The organism is Nonomuraea phyllanthi (assembly GCF_006334985.2).
GTDB lineage: Bacteria > Actinomycetota > Actinomycetes > Streptosporangiales > Streptosporangiaceae > Nonomuraea > Nonomuraea phyllanthi.
Window position 1 is genome coordinate 151,311 of the sequence record NZ_VDLX02000013.1, and the last position, 20,910, is coordinate 172,220.

General features: G+C 71.0%; 21 protein-coding genes. 14 read left to right on the forward strand and 7 right to left on the reverse strand.

Annotated features, from left to right (window positions below):
• Positions 1 to 52 precede the first annotated feature (52 nt).
• Positions 53 to 2,137: a transglycosylase domain-containing protein gene (locus FH608_RS31680; protein ID WP_226900075.1), complete on the forward strand. Its 2,085-nt coding sequence runs from the start codon at positions 53 to 55 to the stop codon at positions 2,135 to 2,137.
• Between the two features lie 35 nt (positions 2,138 to 2,172).
• On the opposite strand, the gene FH608_RS31685 is transcribed toward FH608_RS31680, so the two are convergent.
• On the reverse strand, positions 2,173 to 4,122 hold the full coding sequence (locus FH608_RS31685; RefSeq protein WP_139636023.1) for a thioredoxin domain-containing protein: 1,950 nt from the start codon (positions 4,120 to 4,122) through the stop codon (positions 2,173 to 2,175).
• Between the two features lie 101 nt (positions 4,123 to 4,223).
• Between FH608_RS31685 and FH608_RS31690 the strand changes: the two genes are divergently transcribed.
• Positions 4,224 to 5,378, forward strand: a complete 1,155-nt coding sequence (locus FH608_RS31690; protein ID WP_139636111.1) for a hypothetical protein — start codon at positions 4,224 to 4,226, stop codon at positions 5,376 to 5,378.
• Here FH608_RS31690 and FH608_RS31695 read toward each other — a convergent pair.
• The 3 genes from FH608_RS31695 to mca form a co-directional block, all read right to left on the reverse strand.
• Positions 5,361 to 5,657 carry a GNAT family N-acetyltransferase gene (locus FH608_RS31695; RefSeq protein ID WP_139636025.1) on the reverse strand — a complete coding sequence of 99 codons (297 nt, stop codon included), beginning with the start codon at positions 5,655 to 5,657 and terminating at the stop codon, positions 5,361 to 5,363. The genes FH608_RS31690 and FH608_RS31695 overlap by 18 nt on opposite strands.
• The gene (locus FH608_RS51740; protein WP_153264937.1) at positions 5,658 to 5,825 is read right to left on the reverse strand and encodes a hypothetical protein; all 168 of its coding nucleotides are present in this window, start codon (positions 5,823 to 5,825) and stop codon (positions 5,658 to 5,660) included.
• Between the two features lie 69 nt (positions 5,826 to 5,894).
• Positions 5,895 to 6,779 carry a mycothiol conjugate amidase Mca gene (gene mca / locus FH608_RS31700; protein WP_226900076.1) on the reverse strand — a complete coding sequence of 295 codons (885 nt, stop codon included), beginning with the start codon at positions 6,777 to 6,779 and terminating at the stop codon, positions 5,895 to 5,897.
• Positions 6,780 to 6,914: 135 nt separating this feature from the next.
• On the opposite strand from mca, the gene FH608_RS31705 reads away from it, so the two are divergent.
• From FH608_RS31705 to FH608_RS31760, 12 genes are all read left to right on the forward strand, one after another.
• Positions 6,915 to 7,334 carry a DUF4307 domain-containing protein gene (locus FH608_RS31705; RefSeq protein ID WP_139636026.1) on the forward strand — a complete coding sequence of 140 codons (420 nt, stop codon included), beginning with the start codon at positions 6,915 to 6,917 and terminating at the stop codon, positions 7,332 to 7,334.
• Between the two features lie 108 nt (positions 7,335 to 7,442).
• Positions 7,443 to 7,943, forward strand: a complete 501-nt coding sequence (gene greA / locus FH608_RS31710; RefSeq protein WP_043628806.1) for a transcription elongation factor GreA — start codon at positions 7,443 to 7,445, stop codon at positions 7,941 to 7,943.
• A 122-nt stretch (positions 7,944 to 8,065) separates the two neighbouring features.
• Positions 8,066 to 9,226: a C40 family peptidase gene (locus FH608_RS31715; protein ID WP_139636028.1), complete on the forward strand. Its 1,161-nt coding sequence runs from the start codon at positions 8,066 to 8,068 to the stop codon at positions 9,224 to 9,226.
• 71 nt (positions 9,227 to 9,297) lie between these two features.
• Positions 9,298 to 9,819 carry a hypothetical protein gene (locus FH608_RS31720; protein WP_139636030.1) on the forward strand — a complete coding sequence of 174 codons (522 nt, stop codon included), beginning with the start codon at positions 9,298 to 9,300 and terminating at the stop codon, positions 9,817 to 9,819.
• A gap of 248 nt (positions 9,820 to 10,067) precedes the next feature.
• Positions 10,068 to 11,861: a phosphoenolpyruvate carboxykinase (GTP) gene (locus tag FH608_RS31725; RefSeq protein WP_139636032.1), complete on the forward strand. Its 1,794-nt coding sequence runs from the start codon at positions 10,068 to 10,070 to the stop codon at positions 11,859 to 11,861.
• A gap of 67 nt (positions 11,862 to 11,928) precedes the next feature.
• Complete coding sequence (locus FH608_RS31730) at positions 11,929 to 12,912, forward strand: TIGR04222 domain-containing membrane protein (RefSeq protein ID WP_139636033.1); 984 nt, start codon at positions 11,929 to 11,931, stop codon at positions 12,910 to 12,912.
• Positions 12,913 to 13,028: 116 nt separating this feature from the next.
• On the forward strand, positions 13,029 to 13,967 hold the full coding sequence (locus FH608_RS31735; protein WP_193318733.1) for a TIGR04222 domain-containing membrane protein: 939 nt from the start codon (positions 13,029 to 13,031) through the stop codon (positions 13,965 to 13,967).
• Position 13,968: 1 nt separating this feature from the next.
• Positions 13,969 to 14,904: a DUF692 domain-containing protein gene (locus FH608_RS31740; protein ID WP_139636036.1), complete on the forward strand. Its 936-nt coding sequence runs from the start codon at positions 13,969 to 13,971 to the stop codon at positions 14,902 to 14,904.
• Entirely contained in the window at positions 14,901 to 15,269 is a 369-nt protein-coding gene (locus FH608_RS31745) for a hypothetical protein (protein WP_139636038.1), read from the forward strand. The genes FH608_RS31740 and FH608_RS31745 overlap by 4 nt, the downstream gene beginning before the upstream one ends.
• A 111-nt stretch (positions 15,270 to 15,380) precedes the next feature.
• Positions 15,381 to 15,881 carry a hypothetical protein gene (locus tag FH608_RS31750; protein WP_226900077.1) on the forward strand — a complete coding sequence of 167 codons (501 nt, stop codon included), beginning with the start codon at positions 15,381 to 15,383 and terminating at the stop codon, positions 15,879 to 15,881.
• 52 nt (positions 15,882 to 15,933) lie between these two features.
• Positions 15,934 to 16,695: an isoprenyl transferase gene (locus FH608_RS31755; protein WP_139636042.1), complete on the forward strand. Its 762-nt coding sequence runs from the start codon at positions 15,934 to 15,936 to the stop codon at positions 16,693 to 16,695.
• Between the two features lie 206 nt (positions 16,696 to 16,901).
• On the forward strand, positions 16,902 to 18,221 hold the full coding sequence (locus FH608_RS31760) for a PhoH family protein (protein WP_263008701.1): 1,320 nt from the start codon (positions 16,902 to 16,904) through the stop codon (positions 18,219 to 18,221).
• Positions 18,222 to 18,225: 4 nt separating this feature from the next.
• On the opposite strand, the gene FH608_RS31765 is transcribed toward FH608_RS31760, so the two are convergent.
• The 3 genes from FH608_RS31765 to FH608_RS31775 are packed head-to-tail and all read right to left on the reverse strand — an operon-like array spanning position 18,226 to position 20,827.
• Positions 18,226 to 18,711: a hypothetical protein gene (locus FH608_RS31765; RefSeq protein WP_139636044.1), complete on the reverse strand. Its 486-nt coding sequence runs from the start codon at positions 18,709 to 18,711 to the stop codon at positions 18,226 to 18,228.
• A gap of 32 nt (positions 18,712 to 18,743) precedes the next feature.
• Positions 18,744 to 20,156 carry a sensor histidine kinase gene (locus FH608_RS31770; RefSeq protein WP_139636046.1) on the reverse strand — a complete coding sequence of 471 codons (1,413 nt, stop codon included), beginning with the start codon at positions 20,154 to 20,156 and terminating at the stop codon, positions 18,744 to 18,746.
• Complete coding sequence (locus FH608_RS31775; RefSeq protein WP_139636048.1) at positions 20,153 to 20,827, reverse strand: response regulator transcription factor; 675 nt, start codon at positions 20,825 to 20,827, stop codon at positions 20,153 to 20,155. The genes FH608_RS31770 and FH608_RS31775 overlap by 4 nt, the downstream gene beginning before the upstream one ends.
• Positions 20,828 to 20,910: the final 83 nt, after the last annotated feature.

Genomic DNA, 20,910 nt, shown 5'->3' on the forward strand with positions numbered 1-20,910 from the left:
CATCGGTGCGGGAATTTTCGTACTGGTCGGGCTTTTCGCGATCGCGTGGGCGATGACCCCCATTCCCGACACCACGCAGAAGGACGCCACCGCGCAGGGCTCGGTGATCTACTACCGCGACGGCAAGACCGTGCTCGCCCGCCGGGGCGTCGACCGCAGGAACGTCGAACTGGCCCGGGTGCCCAAGCACGTACGTGACGCGGTCATCGCGGCCGAGAACCGCTCCTTCTACGAGGACGGCGGCGTCTCCGTCAAGGGCACCGCCCGCGCCGTCTGGTCCACCGTCAGCGGCCAGCAGCTCCAGGGCGGCTCGACGATCACCCAGCAGCTCGTGCGCAACTACTACAGCGGCCTCAGCCAGGAGCGCTCGGTCACCAGGAAGTTCAAAGAGATCCTCATCGCGATGAAGGTCGACCAGTCCAAGTCGAAGGACTGGGTCCTGGAGCAGTACCTCAACACCATCTACTTCGGCCGCGGCGCCAACGGCGTCGAGTCCGCCGCCCGCGCCTACTTCGGCAAGCACGTCGACCAGCTCACCGTGGCCGAGGGCGCCTACCTCGCGGCCGTGATCCAGCAGCCCAGCCGCTTCGCCGACCCCGAGGGCGCCGACCTGGAGGCGGCCAGGCGCCGCTGGCAGTCGGTGATCGACGCGATGGGGCAGACCGGCGCGCTGACGCCCGAGCAGGTGGCCGCCCAGCGCTTCCCCGAGCTGGCCCCTCCGAAGAAGCCCTTCCAGCTCAAAGGCCAGGCCCAGTACATGCTGGAGCAGGTGACCGCCGAGCTCAACCGGCGCGGCTACAGCGACGAGGACATCAACGGCGGCGGGCTGAAGGTCGTCACGACGTTCGACAAGAAGCTCATGCAGGCGGCCGAGCGGGCGGTGAAGGACGTGCTGCCCGACTCCACGCCGAAGAAGGTCCGCACCGGCCTGGCCGCCGTCGATCCCGCCACCGGCGAGGTCGTCGCCTTCTACGGGGGACGGCCCGCGCAATCGCAGTACGACAGCGCGTTCTCCGCCAAGGTCATGGCCGGCTCGACGTTCAAGCCGTACACGCTGGCCGCGGCCCTCAACAACGGCTTCGACCTGTCCACCCGGGTCGACGGCAACTCGCCGCTGCGCGTCGCCTCGGCCGACAAGCCCATCCCCAACGACAGCGACCGCTCCTACGGCCAGATCAACCTCGTGCAGGCCACCCAGAACTCCGTCAACACCGCCTTCGTCGACCTCGGCCAGAAGGTCGGCCTCGACAAGGTGGCCGAGACCGCCGAGGCGGCCGGCATCCCGGCCGCCCAGATCCAGCCGCACCAGGACGCCGCCTCCTTCCCGCTCGGCGTGGCCTCGGTCAGCGCCGTCCAGAACGCCTCCGGCTTCGCCACGTTCGCCAACAAGGGCGTGCACATGGAGACCCACGTGGTGCGGTCGGTCACCGACGCCGAGGGCGTCAAGCAGGTTGTCAAGCCCGTCGCGACGCAGGTGGTCAGCGAGCAGGCCGCGGCCGACACGACGTACGCGATGCAGCAGGTCGTCAAGTACGGCACCGGCACCGCCGCCCGGCTCTACGACCGCCCCGTGGCCGGCAAGACCGGCACCACGGACGACTCCAAGTCGGTCTGGTTCAACGGGTTCACGCCGCAGCTCGCCGTCGCGGTCGACATGTTCAGGGACGACAACGCGACCGTCACGATCCCCGGCTACGGCACGCAGTTCGGCGGCCAGCTGCCGGCGCAGGTCTGGCGGGCGTTCATGACGGAGGCCATGGCGGACGAGCCGGTGGAGGAGTTCCCCGAGCCGTCCGACTACGGCTGGGGCCCCGACTACACGACGCCGGACCGGAGCGAGGACATCCCGCGGCAGGACTACACGCGCCCGACCGACAGCCCAGGCGACTGGACCGACACCCCTGAGCCCGACATCACCGCGCCGCCGTTCACCGACCAGCCGGAGACGGACCAGCCGAGCGACGGCGACCAGCCGCCGGGCGACGGCGGCGGGCAGGACGAGCAGCCCGAGCAGACCGGCCCGCCGCCCACACAGGAGTCGCTCCAGCCCACGACGCGGGGAGACGCCGTCAACGAACCCGGCCGTGGCCGCCAGGCCGACGCCGTCAACGAACCCGGCCGGAGCCCCACCCGCTGACCGGCTGACGCCGGGCCGTACGGCGTCAGCGGCCGTCAGCCGGCCAGCTCCGCCTGAAGGTCCTCAGGCGTGGTCACAGGCATCCGGCAGGTGAACCCCCTGCACACGTACGCGGCCGGCGCCCCGCCGACCGGGCCGCGACCTTCCAGCAGCTCGGGGAAGTCGCCAGGGCCGAGGGCGACCACCAGCCCCGGCACGTCGGCCAGCAGCGCCTGCCGGTGCAGCGCCGCCGTACGGGGATCGTCCGCCGGGCCGACCACGGCCACCTCCACCGGTCCGTCCAGCGCCGCCCGCGCTACGGCCAGCCCCCACCCGGCGAACCGGGCGTGCCCCTTGGCCAGCACGGACACGGTGCCCAGCGCCGCCTGCGCGGCCTCCCGGTGCCGCGTGGAGCCGGTCAGCGCGCCGTAGGACAGCAGGGCGCCGGCGGCGGCGTAGCGGCCTGACGGGGTGGCGTTGTCGGTCGGGTCTTGCGGGCGCTGGAACAGCCGCTCGGCGTCGTCGGCCGTGTCGTAGAAGCCGCCCGACCCGTCGGCGAACCTGTCGAGCACGGTGTCGAGCAGCGAGCCCGCCAGCCGCAGCCACCTCGCCTCGCCGGTCACGCCGTAGAGCGAGATCAGCCCCTCGGCCACGTTGGCGTAGTCGTCGAGCACCCCGGCGTTCGTCCCGGCCCTGCCGTCCTTGGACGTGCGCAGCAGCCGGCCCGAGCGCACGTGCGTGCTCTCCAGCAGCTCGGCCGCGCCCGCGGCCGCCGCCACGAGGTCGGGCCGCTCGAACACCGCGCCGGTCTCGGCCAGCGCCGCGATGGCGAGGCCCGTCCACGAGGCCACCACCTTGTCGTCGCGCCCCGGGCGCACCCGGTGGTCCCTGGCGGCGAGCAGCCGCTCCCGCACGCTCGCGTAACGCTCCGGGTCGTCGGGGTCGCGCGGCAGCTGCAGCACGGACGTGCCGTGCTCGAACGTGCCGGTCACCTCGAAGAGCTCCTGAGCCCAGCGCCCGTCCTCCTCGCCGAGCACCTCGCGCAGCTGCTCGGGCGTCCAGACGTAGAACTTGCCCTCCACGCCCTCGCTGTCGGCGTCGAGCGCCGAGGCGAACCCGCCCTGCTCGGTGCGCATCTCGCGCACCATCCAGGCGGCCGTCTCCAGGGCGACCCGCCGCGCGAGCTCGCCGCCGCCCGCCTTCCACCAGTGCGTGTAGACGCGCAGCAGCAGCGCGTTGTCGTAGAGCATCTTCTCGAAGTGCGGCACGACCCAGCGCGCGTCCACGCTGTAGCGGGCGAACCCGCCGCCGAGCTGGTCGTAGATGCCTCCGCGGGCCATGGCTTCGAGCGTCCTGCCGCTCATCTCGCGCTCGCCCGAGCGCAGCAGGAACTCCAGCACCATGGACGGCGGGAACTTGGGCGCGCCGCCGAACCCGCCGTGCACCGGGTCGAACCCCTGCTCCCGCAGGTTGCGCACGGCCGCCGCCAGCGTCTCCTCGGTGGGCACCGGCCCGGCGGGCAGCGTTGTCTGCGAGTTGAGCGCCTCGACCACCTTCGCGCCCTGCCTCAGCACCATCTCCCTGTCGCCCGTCCACACGTTGTGGACCTCGGTGAGCAGGCGCTGGAAGTGGGGGCGCGGGAAGTAGGTGCCGCAGTAGAACGGGTGGCCCTCGGGCGTCGCGAACACCGTCATCGGCCAGCCGCCCTGCTGGGTCATGGCCTGCGTCGCGCCCATGTAGACGGCGTCGACGTCCGGCCGCTCCTCGCGGTCGACCTTGACGTTGACGAAGTGCGCGTTCATGAGACGCGCGGTCTCGTCGTCCTCGAAGCTCTCGTGAGCCATGACATGGCACCAGTGACACGCGGAGTAGCCGACGCTGATGAGCAGCGGCACGTCCCGCCGGCTCGCCTCCCGCATCGCCTCCGGCCCCCAAGGCCACCAGTCGACCGGATTGCCGGCGTGCTGGAGGAGGTAGGGGGAGGTCTCATCAACGAGCCTGTTCATACGTCCAGGCTCTCACACGCCCGCCGAGCGCCACGCGGGCGAGGACGGGCTGCGCGGGTGTTGTGGGGAGGGCGGGACGGCGTAGGTTTTGGGACGTGGACATGGACCTGGACTTCGTCTGCTCCCACGCCGAGCGCCCCGCGACCGCCGTCACGCGCAGGGACGTCGCCCTCGCCCTGCTCGCCGTCCCGTCGGGGGTGGCGCTCGTCGCGCTGCCCGACCTGCGGCGGGAGATGATGGCGGCGGGCAACCCGCTCACCCGCCCGTTCTGGGAGTCCGCCAAGGCCACGCTCAGCTCCATCGAGTCGGGCGCCGCCACGGTCGGCGACGTCCAGCGCTGGGTCGAGTCGACCGGCACCGAGCCGGTCCTCATGACACCCGGCTACTTCGTCTGGCCGGAGGAGGACGAGCGCGGGCCCGTCGCCCAGGAGATGTTCGCCCGGCTGGTCGCCCACCTGGAGGAGCGGGTGGCGGCCGGCGAGATCGATCCCGACCGGCTGGCCGCCGGCGACCAGGAGGCCCGCGGGGCGTACGAGGACCTGCAGGAGAGGTGGCTGGGCACGCCGCTGCCGGACGGGCGGGTGCCCGGCTTCGCGGTGAGTGACGAGCAGGACGAGGAGCTGTTCGCCGCCTGGGACGAGGAGGAGGCGTTCGCGCTGTCGGAGCTGCGGCGCATCGTCGCGGACCTGCCCCGGCCGCCCGAGCTGCCCGAGGGCGACCTGGCGGCCGCCGCCGCGCGCCTGCGCGGGCTACTCGCCCTGCCCGGCTACCCGTCCAGCGTGCTGCGGGCCTGCGCCGGCTTCGACGACGCCCCCATGCCGGACGACGACGCGGAGCTGTGGCTGGCGGTCGCGGCCGGTGTCGCCGGGCCGATCTCGGACCTGTCGGAGGGCGACGACGTGCTGGCGGAGTTCGCCGACCTCGACGGCGAGCTCAGCCTGGAGGACGCCACGCTGGCCAACCTCTGCGCGATCCAGCACGCCGACTGGCTGGCCGGGGTGGCGGCCCTGACCCGGCTCGGGCCGGGCGTGCTCGCCTCGCCCGAGCGGATCGCGCGGCTCATCGCCGAGTCGGAGGACATCGACGTCGACGAGCAGGACGGCGACGACCTCGTCGCGACCGAGGCGTTGTTCGCGTCGGTGGTGAGCCTGTGGGCCTATCTCGGCATCGTGGACGAGGACGAGGTGCTCACCCCGCTCGGCTGGTGGGGGCTGCCCAGGGCGCTGGAGCGCGCCTGGTCACCGGCCGCCGAATGAGGTGTCGACCAGGTCCTTGAACTCCGGGTGGCGCTCGATGTATTTCGCGACGTACGGGCACAGGGGCACCACCCGCAGGCCGGTGTCGGCGCTGGTCTGGAGCGCGTGCCCCACCAGCTTGCCGGCCAGCCCCTGCCCCTCGTACGCGGGCAGCACCTCGGTGTGCGTGAAGACGACCTTCGTGGGCAGCAGCCGATAGTCGGCGAACCCGGCGACCTTCCCGTCCACGAGGATCTCGAACCGGCTCTCCGTCGAGTTGTCGACTATTTCGATCGGCATCTACTTGGCCTTCTTGTCGTCGTCGGCTTCACCCTCGTGCGGCACCTGGATCTTCGACATCTGCTTGTTCATCGACTTGATCAGGACGTACAGGGCGAGCCCGATGAGGGCCACCACGACGAAGCCGAGCAGGCCCGGACTCACGTCACCTGCTGCTAGAACCATCACCCTTCCAGTCTGCCACCTGGGGGCGATGGTCCCGTCAGCGGCGGTGGGCCCTCACCGGCGGCCGGGATGTCAGGAGCAGGCGGGGGAGACGTCCTCCGCGTGGATGCCGGCGAACAGGTCGCTCTCGGGCAGCTCGGTGTCCACCAGCGAGCGGGCCAGGTGGTAGTCCTCGGTCGGCCAGATCTCCTGCTGCAGCTCGCGCGGGCAGACGAACCACCAGCTGTCGGGGTCGATCTGGGTGGCGTGCGCCAGCAGGGCCTCGTCGCGGATCTGGAAGTAGTCGGCGCACGGCACCCGCGTGGTCGCCGGCCACTTGGCCGGGCGGTCCTCCCAGCGGGAGATCCAGTCGGCGTACGGGGAGCCGAGGCCGCGCGCGGTCATGGCCTCGTGCAGCGCCTCGAACCGCTCCTTGGTGAAGCCCATCTGGTAGTAGAGCTTCAGCGGCTGCCAGGGGTCGCCGGTGCCCGGGTAGCGGTCGGGGTCGCCGGCCGCCTCGAACGCCTCCACCGACACCCTGTTGGTCATGATGTGGTCGGGGTGGGGGTAGCCGCCGTCGTCGTCGTACGTGATGATCACATGGGGCCTGAACTCGCGCACCGCGGCCACCAGCGGCGCGGACGCCTCCTCCAGCTTCTTGGTGGCGAAGCTGCCCTCGGGCAGCGGCTCGTCCTCGTTCTCGGGCAGGCCCGAGTCGACGAAACCCATGAAACGCTGCTGCACGCCGAGGATCTCGCGCGCGCGGTCCATCTCGGCCTTGCGGATCGCGCCGATGTTGGCCACCACCTCCGGCCGGTCCATCTTGGGGTTCAGCACAGAACCGCGTTCGCCACCCGTGAGGGTACAGACCAGCACATCCACGCCTTCGCGGACGTAACGCGCCATCGTGGCGGCGCCCTTGCTGGACTCGTCGTCGGGATGGGCGTGGACGGCCATCAGCCTCAACGGTGCACTCACGGGCTCGATGTCTCCTCAGTAGGGACCGGTCACCCGCCCGGACAGGTTAGGTTCTGCTGGGCGGTCGCGAGGGCACACCCCCCGCGGGCGACAATTGTCTCGGATAACGCTCAGGGAGTGCAGGGAGATTCCGCCATGGCGACCAGAGATGTCGAGAACCAGCCCGTTCTCGGCACACCCGACGACTTCCCCGACCGTCCGAGGCGCGGCGGCCGGCTCGTCGTCCACGTCGTGATCGGCGTGCTGGTGGCCATCGTCGCCGGTGGCTGGGGGTATGTCATGTGGTCGATGACGGCGGGCGGCTCGGAGGCGCCGGCGCAGGTGGTCTCGTTCCACGTCGAGAGCGCGAATCGCGCGGAGATCACCTTTGAGGTGTACAAGCCAGACGATAGGGTGGCCGTCTGCCGCATCAGGGCGCTGGACGTCTATCACGGGGAAGTGGGCAGCAAAGAAGTAAGAATCCCGGCTGGTGAGGGTAGTAAGCAGATCAAGGAAAGCCTCGACACCAGCGGTGAGGCCACGTCCGTCCACATCCAGTACTGCAATCTCGTATAGTGAGACATTTGGGGAAGCGTGGGAGCGATTGACTTGTTAGCCTCTCGGAATTCAACCACACGTAACCTCAAGTGATCTCAGGGCCCCCTAGGCAAGCAAGGAGAACCCGTGGCCGACTCTCGCGATGAGAACGTCACATGGCTGACGCAGGAGGCGTACGACCGCCTGAAGGCGGAGTACGAATATCTCTCTGGCCCCGGGCGCGTCGACATCGCCAAGAAGATCGAAGCCGCCCGCGAAGAGGGCGACCTGCGTGAGAACGGCGGCTACCACGCCGCCAAGGACGAGCAGGGCAAGATGGAGGCCCGCATCTTCCACCTCCGGCAGATCCTCGACAACGCCCAGGTGGGAGAGGCCCCCAAGGCCGAGGGCGTGGTCGGCCCCGGCATGACCGTGACCATCCGGTTCGTCGGTGACGACGACGAGGTCACCTTCCTGCTCGCCTCCCGCGAGGAGAGCGGAGCACCGATCGACGTCTACTCGCCGAAGTCCCCGCTGGGCGCGGCGATCAACGGCAAGAAGATCGGGGAGAAGGCGACCTATTCCCTGCCCAACGGACGGCAGAACACCGTCGAGATCCTCGAGGCAGTGCCGTACATCGGCAACTGACTCCCCCGCATGACGACCGCCGGGCCCACGTCGGCCCGGCGGATTTTTCGCGTTCCTCCGGAATTCGCCAGGACCTCAGCTTCCTGGTCAAGACGCGCAAGCGGCGTAACACGTACAAGCTGGTGCCCTTCATCGTGGTGGCGCTGGTCGCGGTGCTGACCGCCGACGTGCTGCTGCTGACGGAGTCGGGGCGGGAGGCCCAGCCGGTACGCGTCCAGGCCACGCCCCAGCAGTCGCTGATGGCCCGGCAGCAGGCCCAGCCCTCGCAGCAGCCGCAGCCCTCGCAGCCGCCCGTCGCGACGGCGCAGGCGGTGGCGCCGCTGAAGAAACTGCTCGAACCCAACCTGTTCGTGCTCACCCGCGAGCCGTTCACCAACGAGCTGTTACAGAAGGTGGCGAAGGTGCGCGGGGTGCGGGCACTCGAGCTGGCCGACGCGGCGTCGGTCACGCTCGACGGCAAGCGGGTGCAGACGCTGGCGGTCAATCCGTCCACGTTCCGCGCGTACACGCCCAAGGTGACCGCCTCGTCCGACGCGCTCTGGCAGAACGTCGCGGCCGGTGACGTGGCCGTGTCGTTCGTGCTGGGCAACGACGGCGGGCTCTCGCTGCACAGAAGGGTGTCGAGCTCGGCGGGGCCGCTGCGGATCGGCGCGTACGCCACCACCGGCTTCGGCGCCGTGGACGCCGTCGTGTCCAGGGACGTGGGGCGCACGCTGGGGCTGCCGCACGACAACGCGCTCATCGTGAGCGCTCCCGACACCAACTCCGCCACCCTGCGCAAGGCCGTGCTCAAGCAGCTGCCCAAGGGCACGCAGGCGGTCATGGTCAATCCCGTGCTGCCGCAGCCGAAGGTCAAGGCGCGGAGCTGGCCGGCCGGGTCGTTCATGACGGTCGAGCAGATCACGGTGGCGCTGAAGGCCGCCGCCTCCAAGCTGGGCAGGCCGTACGTGTGGGGTGCCGAGGGCCCCGACACCTTCGACTGCTCGGGCCTGGTGCAGTGGGCGTTCGCGCAGGCCGGGGTGCGCATGCCCCGGGTGACGCACCAGCAGTGGGTGACCGGGGCACGGGTCAGGCTGGCGGACGCCCAGCCCGGCGATCTGCTCTTCTGGCGGTCCGATCCCACCAATCCCAGCTACATCTCCCATGTGGCGATCTACTGGGGCGACGGGAAGATGATCCAGGCGCCCCGCACCGGTGACGTGGTCAAGATCTCGCCGGTGCACACCCGCGGCCTCGCGGGCGTCATCCGCGTGAGCCCCGCCATGGCGGCCCAGGTCCGCTGACCGCTTCCCCCACAGCGAACGGGCGCCTTTCCACGCGTGCATTTGCGATGCAATTGTGTAATTCTCATTACATGGCTACAGACGACGAGACGGCACGCATTCACGGATGGTTCGCCGGGCGGCTGCCCGAGGGGTGGTTCACCGGCGCGCCCGAGATCGTCCGCGACCGCGAGGAGATCGCGGTGCTCGGCACGCTGCCCGATCCGCCCGGCGACGTGCCGGAGGCCGAGCGGGCCGCCCTGATCGAGGGGCTGGCCAGGAGGTTCAGGGAGGAGACGCGCGAGCGGCGGATCGAGATCGCCGGCGAGGCCGAGCACAAGTTCCGGCAGAAGGTCTCCTGGGGCGTGGTCTGCGGTGGCGAGACTGTGATGTTCACCACGCTGTCCGTGCCCGTGATGACCAGGCTGCGCCAGGCGGAGCGGCAGGTCCTCGACACGCTCGTGGCCGCCGGCGTGGCCAGGAGTCGCAGCGACGCGCTGGCCTGGTGCGTGCGACTGGTCGGCAGGCACACCGACACGTGGCTGGCGGATCTGCGCGACGCGCTCCAGCACGTCGACAGGGTTCGCTCCGCGGGGCCGGACGTCAATTCCTGAGACCGTCCAGCGGAAACGGAGCGGGAAATGGACTAAACCACTGCGGAAATTGGTTTAGACCAGCGCTATTGGACTGGACCACTGCGCGAAATTTCTCTTTTAAATCCGTTCTCGGTGGGTAGGCTCCCCCAATCATCGGGCCCGCTGCCTGCGACGACGGCCAAAGCCGACAGGTCTATGCCAATTGGCTTTCGCACCGCTTCGTCGTTAATGATGACTGGGCCCGAGAGAGTGGAGGAGTCACCGTCGTGTCCGTTTCCGTGGAAGTTCCCGCACCGACCAGCAATCGCGAATTGGCGGCGTGGGTGAAGGAGATCGCCGCCCTGACCCAGCCGGACCGGATCGAGTGGTGCGACGGGTCCGAGGAGGAGTGGACGCGCCTGACGAACCTCCTCGTGGAGCAGGGCACGTTCACGCGGCTGGCCGCCCGGCCCAACAGCTTCTATGCCAAGTCGGACCCCGGCGACGTGGCCAGGGTCGAGGACCGCACCTTCATCTGCTCCGAGCGGGAGGAGGACGCGGGGCCCACCAACAACTGGGTCGCGCCGGACGAGATGCGCCGGACGTTCGGCACGCTCTTCAAGGGTTGCATGCGCGGCCGCACCATGTACGTGGTGCCGTTCTGCATGGGCCCGCTGGGCGGCGAGATCTCGCAGCTCGGCGTCGAGATCACCGACTCCCCGTACGTCGCCGTCTCCATGCGGGTGATGACGCGGATGGGTGACCGGGCGCTGCGCCGTATCGAGGAAAGGGGCTCGTTCGTCAAGGCCGTGCACTCCGTCGGCGCACCGCTGGAGCCGGGCCAGGAGGACGTACCCTGGCCGTGCAACCCGACCAAGTACATCAGCCACTTCCCGGAGACCCGCGAGATCTGGTCGTACGGCTCCGGCTACGGCGGCAACGCCCTGCTCGGCAAGAAGTGCTACGCGCTGCGCATCGCCAGCGCCATGGCCCGCGACGAGGGCTGGCTGGCCGAGCACATGCTGATACTCAAGCTCACCCCGCCCTCCGGCGAGACCCGCTACATCGCGGCGGCCTTCCCGAGCGCCTGTGGCAAGACCAACCTCGCCATGCTCCAGCCGACGATCCCCGGCTGGAAGGTCGAGACGATCGGCGACGACATCGCCTGGATGCGCTTCGGCGACGACGGCCGCCTCTACGCGATCAACCCGGAGGCCGGCTTCTTCGGCGTCGCGCCCGGCACCGGCGAGGTGACCAACGCCAACGCCATCAGGACGCTCTGGGGCAACAGCATCTTCACCAACGTCGCGCTCACCGACGACGGCGACGTCTGGTGGGAGGGGCTGACCGCGAAGCCGCCCGCGCACCTGACCGACTGGAAGGGCCGGTCCTGGACGCCGGAGAGCGGCGAGCCGGCCGCCCACCCGAACGCCCGCTTCACCACCCCGGCCTCCCAGTGCCCGACCATCGCACCCGAGTGGCAGGACCCCAAGGGCGTGCCCATCTCGGCGATCCTGTTCGGTGGCCGCCGCGCCACCGCCGTCCCGCTGGTGACGGAGTCGCTGAGCTGGGAGCACGGCGTCTTTCTCGGAGCCAACGTCGCCTCCGAGAAGACCGCCGCCGCCGAGGGCAAGGTGGGCGAGCTGCGGTACGACCCGTTCGCCATGCTGCCGTTCTGCGGCTACAACATGGGCGACTACTTCGGCCACTGGCTGGACGTCGGCCGCCGCGCGGGCGCCAAGCTGCCGCGGATCTACTACGTCAACTGGTTCCGCAAGAACGCCGACGGGAAGTTCATCTGGCCGGGCTTCGGCGAGAACAGCCGCGTGCTCAAGTGGATCGTCGACCGCCTCAACGGCGAGGCCAAGGCCGTGCCGACCCCGATCGGCCTGCTGCCGGCCGAGCTCGACACCGAGGGGCTGGACCTGACCGACGAGGACCTGCGCACGCTGCTGTCGGTCGACCGGGAGGCGTGGCGCGAGGAGGCGTCGCTGATCCCGGCCCACTTCGACAAGTTCGGCTCCCACCTGCCGAAGGAGCTGTGGGACGAGTACAACGCCCTGCTCGACCGGCTCGGCTGAGCCCCTTGTGCGGTACGGCGGCGCCGTCTAACTTGGCGGACTGCCGTACCGCTTCGAGGGGGCAGCCATGGACTACGTCCTGATCGTCATCGCCTTCGGCGTGTTCTTCCTCGTCAACGCGGCCAACGACGCCGTCGAGCGGGAGCGCAGGCGGGTCGCCGAGGCGGCGCCGAGCGGCAATGCTCATCACCTGTCGCCGTACGAGCTGGCGTATCTCTCCGGCGGCCCCCGGCGGGTCATCAACACGGCGCTGGCCGTCCTCGCGACGGCCGGCGCCGTCCGCGTGTCGCGCGGCTCGCAGGTGACGCCCGTCCACGGCGCCCGGCCCTCGCCGGTGCCCATCGAGCAGGCCGTGCTCGACACGCTGGCCGCCAGGCCGGGCGGCTACCGGGCGGGCGAGCTGCGGCGGGAGCTGGAGACGCATCCGGCGCTCGCCGCGCTGGCCGGCGGGCTCCTGTCACGGGGGCTGATCGTGCCGGAGGAGGCGTACGGTCCTGCGCGGCGGCGCCGGAACGTGCTCAAGGCCGTCGTGGGCCTGGCGGTCGCCTACCTGGTGCTGCTGTTCGCGCTGGACGCGGCCGGGGTGGCGGGCGAGGAACCGGTGATCATCGGGGCGCTGCTCTTCACGGCCTTCGCCGCCGTCGTGGGGGTCGTCGCCGTCGTCCGGCAGCGGCGCAGGCTGCGCAACGTCGTCACCCGGGAGGGGCGGGGGGTCCTGCGCTCGGCGTACGGTCACCACCCGAGGGGCGTGCGCGACCAGAGCTCGCTGGCCCTGGCCGTCGGCATCCCCGTCGCGCTGTACGGGCTGGGGGACGCGGGCGACCAGACCCTCTGCGACGAGCTGTCCGCCGGCGACCCCGGCGGCGACTGCGCCGGCTCCTGCGGGACCCACAGCGGCGGGAGCGACTCCTTCGGGGGCCACGACTTCGGCGGGCTCGACACGGGCGGCGGCTCGTCCGGCGGCTGCGGGTCGTCGAGCTGCGGCGGGGGCTCGTCGAGCTGCGGCTCCAGCTGCGGAGGCGGCGGATCGAGCTGCGGCGGCGGCACCTGACGCCGTTTCCGGTAACGCAGGTTTCCGGAAGCTAAATGAGCAGAACGAAACTACGCCGCCGCCTTGCGCGTCTCTCCGGTAACCAGCCCTTGCCGGCTGTACGGAGGGAGGCCGAAATGGACCTTGTCCTGCTGATCGTCTCGGTGGCCCTGGCGGCGCTCGCCGTCACCATCGCCTCCATGATCAAACGCGAGCACGCCGCCGTCCGGGCGGCCGCGGACGGAATCCGCTCTCGAGACCTCGCGCACTACGAGCTCGCCTATCTGGCGGGCGGAGCCGAGCAGGTGGTCGGCACGGCCATCACGCTCCTGGCGGAAAGGGGAGACCTCCGGGTGTCCCGGGGGCCGCGCTTCCACGCCGTCTCCCGGAGATCCACCACGGACGACCCCATCGAGCAGGCGACACTGGCCGCCGTCGCGGGGAACGGCGGCCCGTCGCGGTGGCTGGTGAAGCAGGCGGCGGGCGACAGCCAGGCCATGAAGGAGTTCCAGGGCCGGCTGGCCGGGCTGGGCCTGATCCTGTCCGATGCCCGGCTCGCCCGGCTCAGGCGGCTGGCCACCGGGCTGGGAGTGGTGTCGGTCCTGGCGGCCGCCGGGGCCGTCGCCGGCATCCTGGCGGGCGCGGTTTTCGCAGACCCCGCGCTGCTCCCGCTGCTCGCCGCGCTGCTCATGCTGGCCACCGCGATCGGCGGGGCGATCGTGCTCGCGGACGACAGGAGGTCCAGGCGGGGCGCGCTCACCTCGTACGGGCGGGCGGAGCTGGACCGGGCCAGGAAGGCGTACCCCGTGGACTCGGGGCACGAGCCGGTGCACGTCGCGCTGTACGGCCACTGGGTGCTGCGCGACGCGGAGCTGGTCAGGTCGCTCGACACCTATGTCCCGCCGGCCCGGCCACGGCGCGGGCGGCGCTCGTCGTCCAGTGGCGGCGGTGGCGGGGGCGGCTACTACGGTGGTTGCGGCGGGGCGGCCGCCGGCGGGTCGGGGTGCGGCAGCGGCTCCTCGGGCTGCGGCGGCGGGAGCGGCTGCGGCGGCGGTGGTTGCGGCGGAGGGAGCTGACATGCCCGAGCAGGAGGCCGGACGGCCGGCCGCACCGAACGGCGGGCCGGGCGCCGGGCCGAACGGCGGGTCGAACGGCGGGCCGGTCGGTGGGCCGGTCGGTGGGCCTGGCGGCGGGTCGAGGGGAGAGCTGGGGGTGGGCATCGGCTGGCGGGCCGAGCTGGACCTGTCGATCGAGCGGATGCCCGGTGTCGACTTCCTCGAAGTGGTCGCCGAGAACGTCAGGCCCGACCACCTGCCCGAGTCGTTACGCCTCCTGCGCGCCAGGGGCCTGCCGGTGATCCCGCACGGCGTCTCGCTCGGGGTCGGCGGCGCCGAGCCGCCGTCCCCTGACCGGCTGGCCCACCTGGCCTCCTGCGCGCAGGCGCTGGAGTCGCCGCTGGTCAGCGAGCACCTGGCGTTCGTCCGCGGCGGCGGCCTGGAGGCCGGGCACCTGTTACCGGTGCCCCGCACCCGCGAGTCCCTGCGCGTCGTCACCGAGAACGTGCGCCGGGCCCAGGACGCGCTGCCCGTCCCCCTGGCCCTGGAGAACGTGGCCGCCATCTTCGGCTGGCCCGACGACGAGCTGACCGAGGCCCAGTTCCTCGCCGAGCTGGTGGAGCGCACGGGGGTGGGGCTGCTGGTCGACGTGGCCAACCTCTACACCAACCAGGTCAACCTGGGCCTGCCGGCGGTGGCCGCGCTCGACGCGCTCCCGCTGGAGCGGCTCGCGTACGTGCACGTCGCCGGCGGGTACGAGCACGCCGGGATCTGGCACGACACGCACACCGCCTTCGCCCCTCAGGAGGTGCTCGACCTGCTCACCGAGCTGTGCGCCCGCGCCACCCCGCCGGGCGTGCTGCTGGAGTGGGACGACGACTATCCGAGCGACGCGGCCCTGGAGAGCGAGCTGGCCAGGATCAGGTCCGCGATGTCCGCCGCCCGGGACCTCCGATGACCCACGGGCACGACGTGGGGGAGGCGCGGCGGCGGCTGGCGGAGGCGCAGCGGCGGGTGGTGGCGGCCCTCGTGGCGGGCGCGGCCGTGCCGGAGGGGTTCGACCCGGAGCGGATGCGGGTGCAGGCGGCGAGCCTGGTGGCCAAGCGCCGCAGCGTGGTGGCGAGGCTCCGCCCGGACGCCGCCGCGGCGGCGGGGCCCGACCTGGCCGCGGAGTTCGCCGCCTACGCGCGCTCCCGCGAGGAGCCCCCGCCCGGCTACCGCGCCGACGCCGACGACTTCGCCGCCTGGCTGCGGGAACGCGGGCGCCTGCGGGATCCGGCGCCGGAGCCGCGGCGCCGCTGGTGGTCCCGCTTCCTGCGGTGAACGGCGCTGAGCGGATCCGGCATACGGCGGTTTAGCCGACATTAGCCCGGAAACCGTGAGGGAATGGGGGGACTGCGTTGCGTCGACGGTTCATATCTGACCGTCACGCCGGTGGCATGCAAGGACAGCGTCGGCACGCCGTACGAGGTCACCCTCGAGCTGCATCGCGACGGCACGCCGTACGGGAGCGTCGGGGAGCGGTGCGGCTGGCTGCTCGCTCGCCTGGCGCGCGGCGTGGACGACGCCCGCGAGGGCCGGGGCACGGCCCGGCGGTGGGCCGACCCCGACGACCGCTTCCCCGACGAGGAGCCGAACAGCGAGCTGTTCTCCTTCCGCTACCGCACGAGGGCCGGTCTGGTGGGCGGCGGCGAGCTCCGCTGCCAGCTGCGCACCATTCCCGTGTGGCAGGCGGCCAGGGGCGAGTGGCGGCTGACCAGGAGGGCGTACGTGGAGGCGTGGGGCATGACGGGGGTGGGCATGCGGGCGGTGCTGACCTCGGCGGAGCTGTCGGTGTTCGTGCGAGGTCTCGTGGATGAGGCCGAGGGATGTCTGGAAGGTAGAGATCTGGCCAGGAATCCTATAGACGGAGCAGGCACGGGCGAATCGCGGTGATAATTGCCTGTTGGGTCATAGCGACCAAGGGCTACCGCTGGGGAGGAACTCCGTGGGCCTGCGCGATCTGGTCTACCGGCTTTATGAGCACCGGCTGGAGTCCAAGCTGTCGAAGGACGGCATCCCCCGGCACGTCGGGGTCATCATCGACGGCAATCGCCGCTGGGCCCGCGCCATGGGCATGCGCGACGTGGCCAGCGGCCACCGCAAGGGCGCCGACAAGATCTCCGAGCTGCTCGGCTGGTGCCGCGAGACGGGCGTCGAGGTCGTCACCGTGTGGATGCTGTCCAACGACAACCTCAACCGGCCCAAGGAGGAGCTGGAGCCGCTGCTGCGCATCATCGAGGACGTGACGCAGGAGCTGGTGGACGAGGGATGGCGGATCAGCCCGGTGGGGGCGCTCGACCTGCTGCCGGACCGCACCGCGAATGTCCTGAAAAATGCAAAGGAAGCGTCATCACACCGTCCGGGCCTGATTGTGAACGTTGCAGTTGGGTATGGAGGAAGGCGTGAGATTGCCGATGCGGTGCGCTCACTGCTCCAGGAGCACGCGAGCAAGGGAGCGAGCATCGAGGACCTCGTCGAGGTGCTCGATGTGGAGCACATCGCGGAGCATCTCTACACTCGCGGCCAGCCCGACCCGGACCTTCTCATCCGGACCTCGGGCGAGCAGCGTCTGTCGGGCTTCATGCTCTGGCAGAGCGCTCATTCCGAGTTCTACTTCCACGAGGCCTACTGGCCTGACTTCCGCAGGGTCGACTTCCTGCGGGCGCTGCGCGATTACGCTGCGAGACACCGACGTTACGGATCCTGACGCGACAATCAGGCATTCACGACGTAACGTAGGAAATATCCGGCCACAGGTCGGATATCCGGAGAGGGCTCGCCTTTGCACCAAGATCTGCCGAGGGGGGCCGGGTCCCGGCGCCGACGGCGGCTCGCGGTCGGGGAAGCGGGTCCGGTCCGATTCCCGCCTCGTCTGCAGGGCACCTGCACCTATGGGTGCCCGGGGGAGAACGTGTGGCAGTGTCCTCGAGCAACCCTACGAACCAGCCGGTCAAGCGCACGTACGTGCTGGACACGTCGGTTTTGCTGGCCGATCCGGCGGCAATGACCCGCTTCGCCGAGCACGACGTCGTCCTTCCGATCGTGGTCATCACGGAGCTGGAGGGGAAGCGGCACCATCCTGAGCTCGGCTACTTCGCGAGGAAGGCCCTGCGCTACCTCGACGAGCTGCGGATGCAGTACGGCAGGCTCGACGAGCCGATGCCCACGGGGGACGGCACCATCAGGGTCGAGCTCAACCACAGCGACCCGTCCATCCTGCCCGTCGGGTTCCGCCTGGGCGACAACGACACGCGCATCCTGACCGTGGCCCGCTCGCTGGCCGCCGAGGGCTGCGACGTCGTGCTCGTGTCCAAGGACCTGCCGCTGCGGGTCAAGGCGGGCTCGATCGGCCTGGCGGCCGAGGAGTACCGCGCCGAGCTGGTCCACGAGTCCGGCTGGACGGGGATGGCCGAGATCCAGGTGACCGCGGAGGGCGTCGAGGTGCTCTTCGACCAGGGCACCGCCGACCTCGACGAGGCCAGGGACCTGCCGGCGCACACCGGCCTGCGGCTGCTGTCGGCCAAGGGCTCGGCCCTCGGCCGGGTGCAGCCGGACAAGTCCGTACGCCTCGTGCGCGGCGACCGCGAGGTGTTCGGCCTGCACGGCCGCTCCGCCGAGCAGCGCATCGCGCTCGACCTGCTGATGGACCCGGAGATCGGCATCGTCTCGCTCGGCGGCCGGGCCGGCACCGGCAAGTCGGCGCTGGCGCTCTGCGCGGGCCTGGAGGCCGTCCTGGAGCGCCGCCAGCACCGCAAGGTGGTCGTCTTCCGCCCGCTGTACGCCGTGGGAGGCCAGGAGCTCGGCTACCTGCCGGGCACCGAGGGCGAGAAGATGGGCCCGTGGGCGCAGGCGGTCTACGACACGCTGGGCGCGATCACCTCGCCCGAGGTGATCGAGGAGGTGCTCGACCGCGGCATGCTGGAGGTGCTGCCGCTGACGCACATCCGCGGCCGGTCGCTGCACGACGCGTTCGTGATCGTGGACGAGGCCCAGTCGCTGGAGCGCGGGGTGCTGCTCACGGTGCTGAGCCGCATCGGCGCCAACTCGCGGGTGGTGCTCACCCACGACATCGCCCAGCGCGACAACCTCCGGGTCGGCCGGCACGACGGCGTGGTGGCGGTGGTGGAGAAGCTCAAGGGTCACCCGCTCTTCGCGCACGTGACCCTGACCAGGTCCGAGCGCTCCCCGATCGCCGCGCTGGTGACGGAGATGCTGGAGGACATCACGCTCTAGGAGCTCACCTCAGCTCCGGGCACGTGTGCTGCCCCTCCGACTTGGAGGGGTGGTGCGCGTTCCTGCGTACGATCTTGACCTGCTCGAACGCGATGTTCTGCTGCGCCGTGCAGACGATCTGCGCCTTGCCCAGCTTGGTCAGGATGCCCTCGCCCCTGATGTAGACGGTCAGCGTCGAGGTGCGCGGCAGCTGGACCTCGTCCCGTTGCACCGGGTTCAGCGAGTCCTTGATGCCCAGGTACGTGAAGCCGCGCAGCGCGGTGTCCCGGTCGCCGAGCGGCTTCGAGGACGCCGCGAAGAGCGCCCCCAGCAGGCTGTCCACCGTGTCGTTCTCCACGTCGGCCGGCTCCAGGGCGAGCTTGCCGTTCCTCAGGAGGTAGATCGTCTTGGACGGCGGCGGGGGGCTGATGGTGGGCGCGGAGCCGCGGTCCTGGACGTCCGTGGGCGCGATGCCGCAGGCCGCCGCGGCGAGCACGCAGAGGGCTGCCACATGGCGGAGGGCTCTCAGGGGGCGGCGCGCGGTCATGAGTGCGGGAACCAGACCGTGAACAGGGTGCCGGGATGCTGCGGCCGTACGGAGATGGTGCCGCCGTGGAGCTGGACGTTCGCGCGGGCGATCGCCAGGCCGAGGCCGCTGCCCTGGCTGCGGGCCCGGCCCGAGCCGGCCTTGAAGAACCGGTCGAAGACGTGCGCCAGCGCCTCCCCGGGGATGCCCTTGCCGTGGTCGCGCACCTTCACCTCCAGGCCGTTCTCGGTCGCCCTGGCGCTCACCGTGATCGGGGGCAGCCCGTGCTTGAGCGCGTTGCCGGCCAGGTTGGCCACGATGACGTCGAACCTCCTCGGGTCGAGGTTCACGGTCAGGCCCTGGGACGCCTTCACCTGCACCTGGTCGCTCCAGCCGCGCACCTCCAGGCAGTCGGCGATGGCGTCGGCGACGTTCACCGGCTCGACGTTGAGCGTGGCCGTGCCCGCGTCGAAGCGGCTGATCTCGATGAGGTGCTCGACCAGCTCGCGCAGGCGCTCGATCTCCCTGAGCACCAGCCGTACGGCCTCCGCGGGCGCCTTGGGCAGCCGGCCGGCCTCCTCCGAGAGCACGTCGGCCACGGCCGTCATCGCGGTCAGCGGCGTCCGCAGCTCGTGTGAGACGTCCGCCACGAACCGGCGCGAGATGGCCTCCAGCGAGCGCAGCTCCGACACGCTCAGCTCCAGCGCCGCGGCGGCGTCGTTGAACCTGGCGGTCAGGTCGGCGAGCTCGTCCTGGCCGTGGACGGGCAGGCGGGTGTCGAGCCGGCCCTGCCCGAGCGCCTGCGCGGCCGCGCTCAGCCGCCTGACCGGCAGCAGCACCTGCCTGGCCGACAGCAGCGCCACGACCAGCGCGATCAGCACGATGGCCGCGCCGGCCTGGGCGAGGGTGGTCCTGAGCGTGCCGAGCTGGCGCACGTCGTCGCGCATCGGGAAGAACACGAACGCGCGCAGCCCGGTGGGCTCGGGCGCGCCGTCGGTGTCGCGGTAGACCTCCGTGCCGACGATGAGCCAGAGCTGGTCACGGATGATCTTGCGCTGGGTGACCAGGCTCTGCTTGGCCCTGCCGTACAGCTCGTTGGGCACGTCGCTCATGGCCATGGGGCCCCGCGCGGAGATCATGTTGCCGTACTCGATCAGCACGCTCCTGCCCGGCCCGTTCAGCGTGGCGGCGACCCGGTCCAGGTCCTTGGTCGTCGGCGGGGCCTCGCCGGGCCTGAGCCGGCCGACCGGGAACGAGATGCTGCTCAGCTCCCTGGTCACCAGGTCGAGCGAGGTGCTCTCGGCCCGGGTCACCAGCGCGGTCTTGGCCAGCTCGAACCCGATGGTCGCGACCAGCGTCGAGGCGGTGACGGCGACGAGCGTGAATGTGATGACGAGGCGGGCGCGCAGCCCGGTGGGCAGGGGGATCACGGGGGGCTGAACCGGTAGCCGAAGCCGCGCACGGTGTGGATGAAGACGGGCTCCGCCGGCTTGGGCTCGATCTTCGCTCGTATGCGCTGCACGCAGGCGTCCACGAGCCGGGAGTCGGCGATGTGCGTGTGGTCCCACACCTCCCGCAGCAGGTAGCGGCGGTTGAGCACCTGGCCGGGGTGGCGTACGAGCTCCAGCAGCAGCCTCAGCTCGGTCGGCGTCAGGTGGATCTCCTTGTCGGCCAGCGTGACCTTGAGCGCGCCGCGGTCGATCACGAGGTCGCCGAAGGTGATGCGGTCGGAGGCGGCGGACTCGGCCCGGCGCAGGATGGCGCGGATGCGCGCGTCCAGGACCCGGGGCTCGACCGGCTTGACCACGTAGTCGTCCGCGCCGGCCTCCAGGCCGACCACCACGTCCAGGTCGTCGCCGCGGGCCGTGAGCAGGATGACGGGGAGCTGGTCGAGCTTGCGCACGCGGCGGCACACCTCGACACCGTCGATCCCGGGAAGCATCACGTCGAGAATCGCGATCTCCGGGCGGCGGGCTCTGATATGGTCGAGCGCCTCCTCGCCCGTCGCGTACGACGTCACCGAATGCCCCTGCCGGGTCAGCGCCAGCTCGAGAGCGGTACGCACGGAGGGGTCGTCTTCAACAAGGAGGATGCCGGCCACGCGCACATTATTATTCCATGTCCCGAATGCCCGAACTAAGTCACCAAACTGTGACATTCCGTAGATGGGACTCGGAAGTGTGC

Coding starts and splice junctions, on each gene's coding strand:
- FH608_RS31680 (WP_226900075.1), top strand. CDS start 53: ATGACCCCCATTCCCGACACCACGCAGAAGGACGCCACCGCGCAGGGC.
- FH608_RS31685 (WP_139636023.1), bottom strand. CDS start 4,122: ATGAACAGGCTCGTTGATGAGACCTCCCCCTACCTCCTCCAGCACGCC.
- FH608_RS31690 (WP_139636111.1), top strand. CDS start 4,224: ATGGACCTGGACTTCGTCTGCTCCCACGCCGAGCGCCCCGCGACCGCC.
- FH608_RS31695 (WP_139636025.1), bottom strand. CDS start 5,657: ATGCCGATCGAAATAGTCGACAACTCGACGGAGAGCCGGTTCGAGATC.
- FH608_RS31705 (WP_139636026.1), top strand. CDS start 6,915: ATGGCGACCAGAGATGTCGAGAACCAGCCCGTTCTCGGCACACCCGAC.
- FH608_RS31720 (WP_139636030.1), top strand. CDS start 9,298: ATGGCTACAGACGACGAGACGGCACGCATTCACGGATGGTTCGCCGGG.
- FH608_RS31730 (WP_139636033.1), top strand. CDS start 11,929: ATGGACTACGTCCTGATCGTCATCGCCTTCGGCGTGTTCTTCCTCGTC.
- FH608_RS31735 (WP_193318733.1), top strand. CDS start 13,029: ATGGACCTTGTCCTGCTGATCGTCTCGGTGGCCCTGGCGGCGCTCGCC.
- FH608_RS31740 (WP_139636036.1), top strand. CDS start 13,969: ATGCCCGAGCAGGAGGCCGGACGGCCGGCCGCACCGAACGGCGGGCCG.
- FH608_RS31745 (WP_139636038.1), top strand. CDS start 14,901: ATGACCCACGGGCACGACGTGGGGGAGGCGCGGCGGCGGCTGGCGGAG.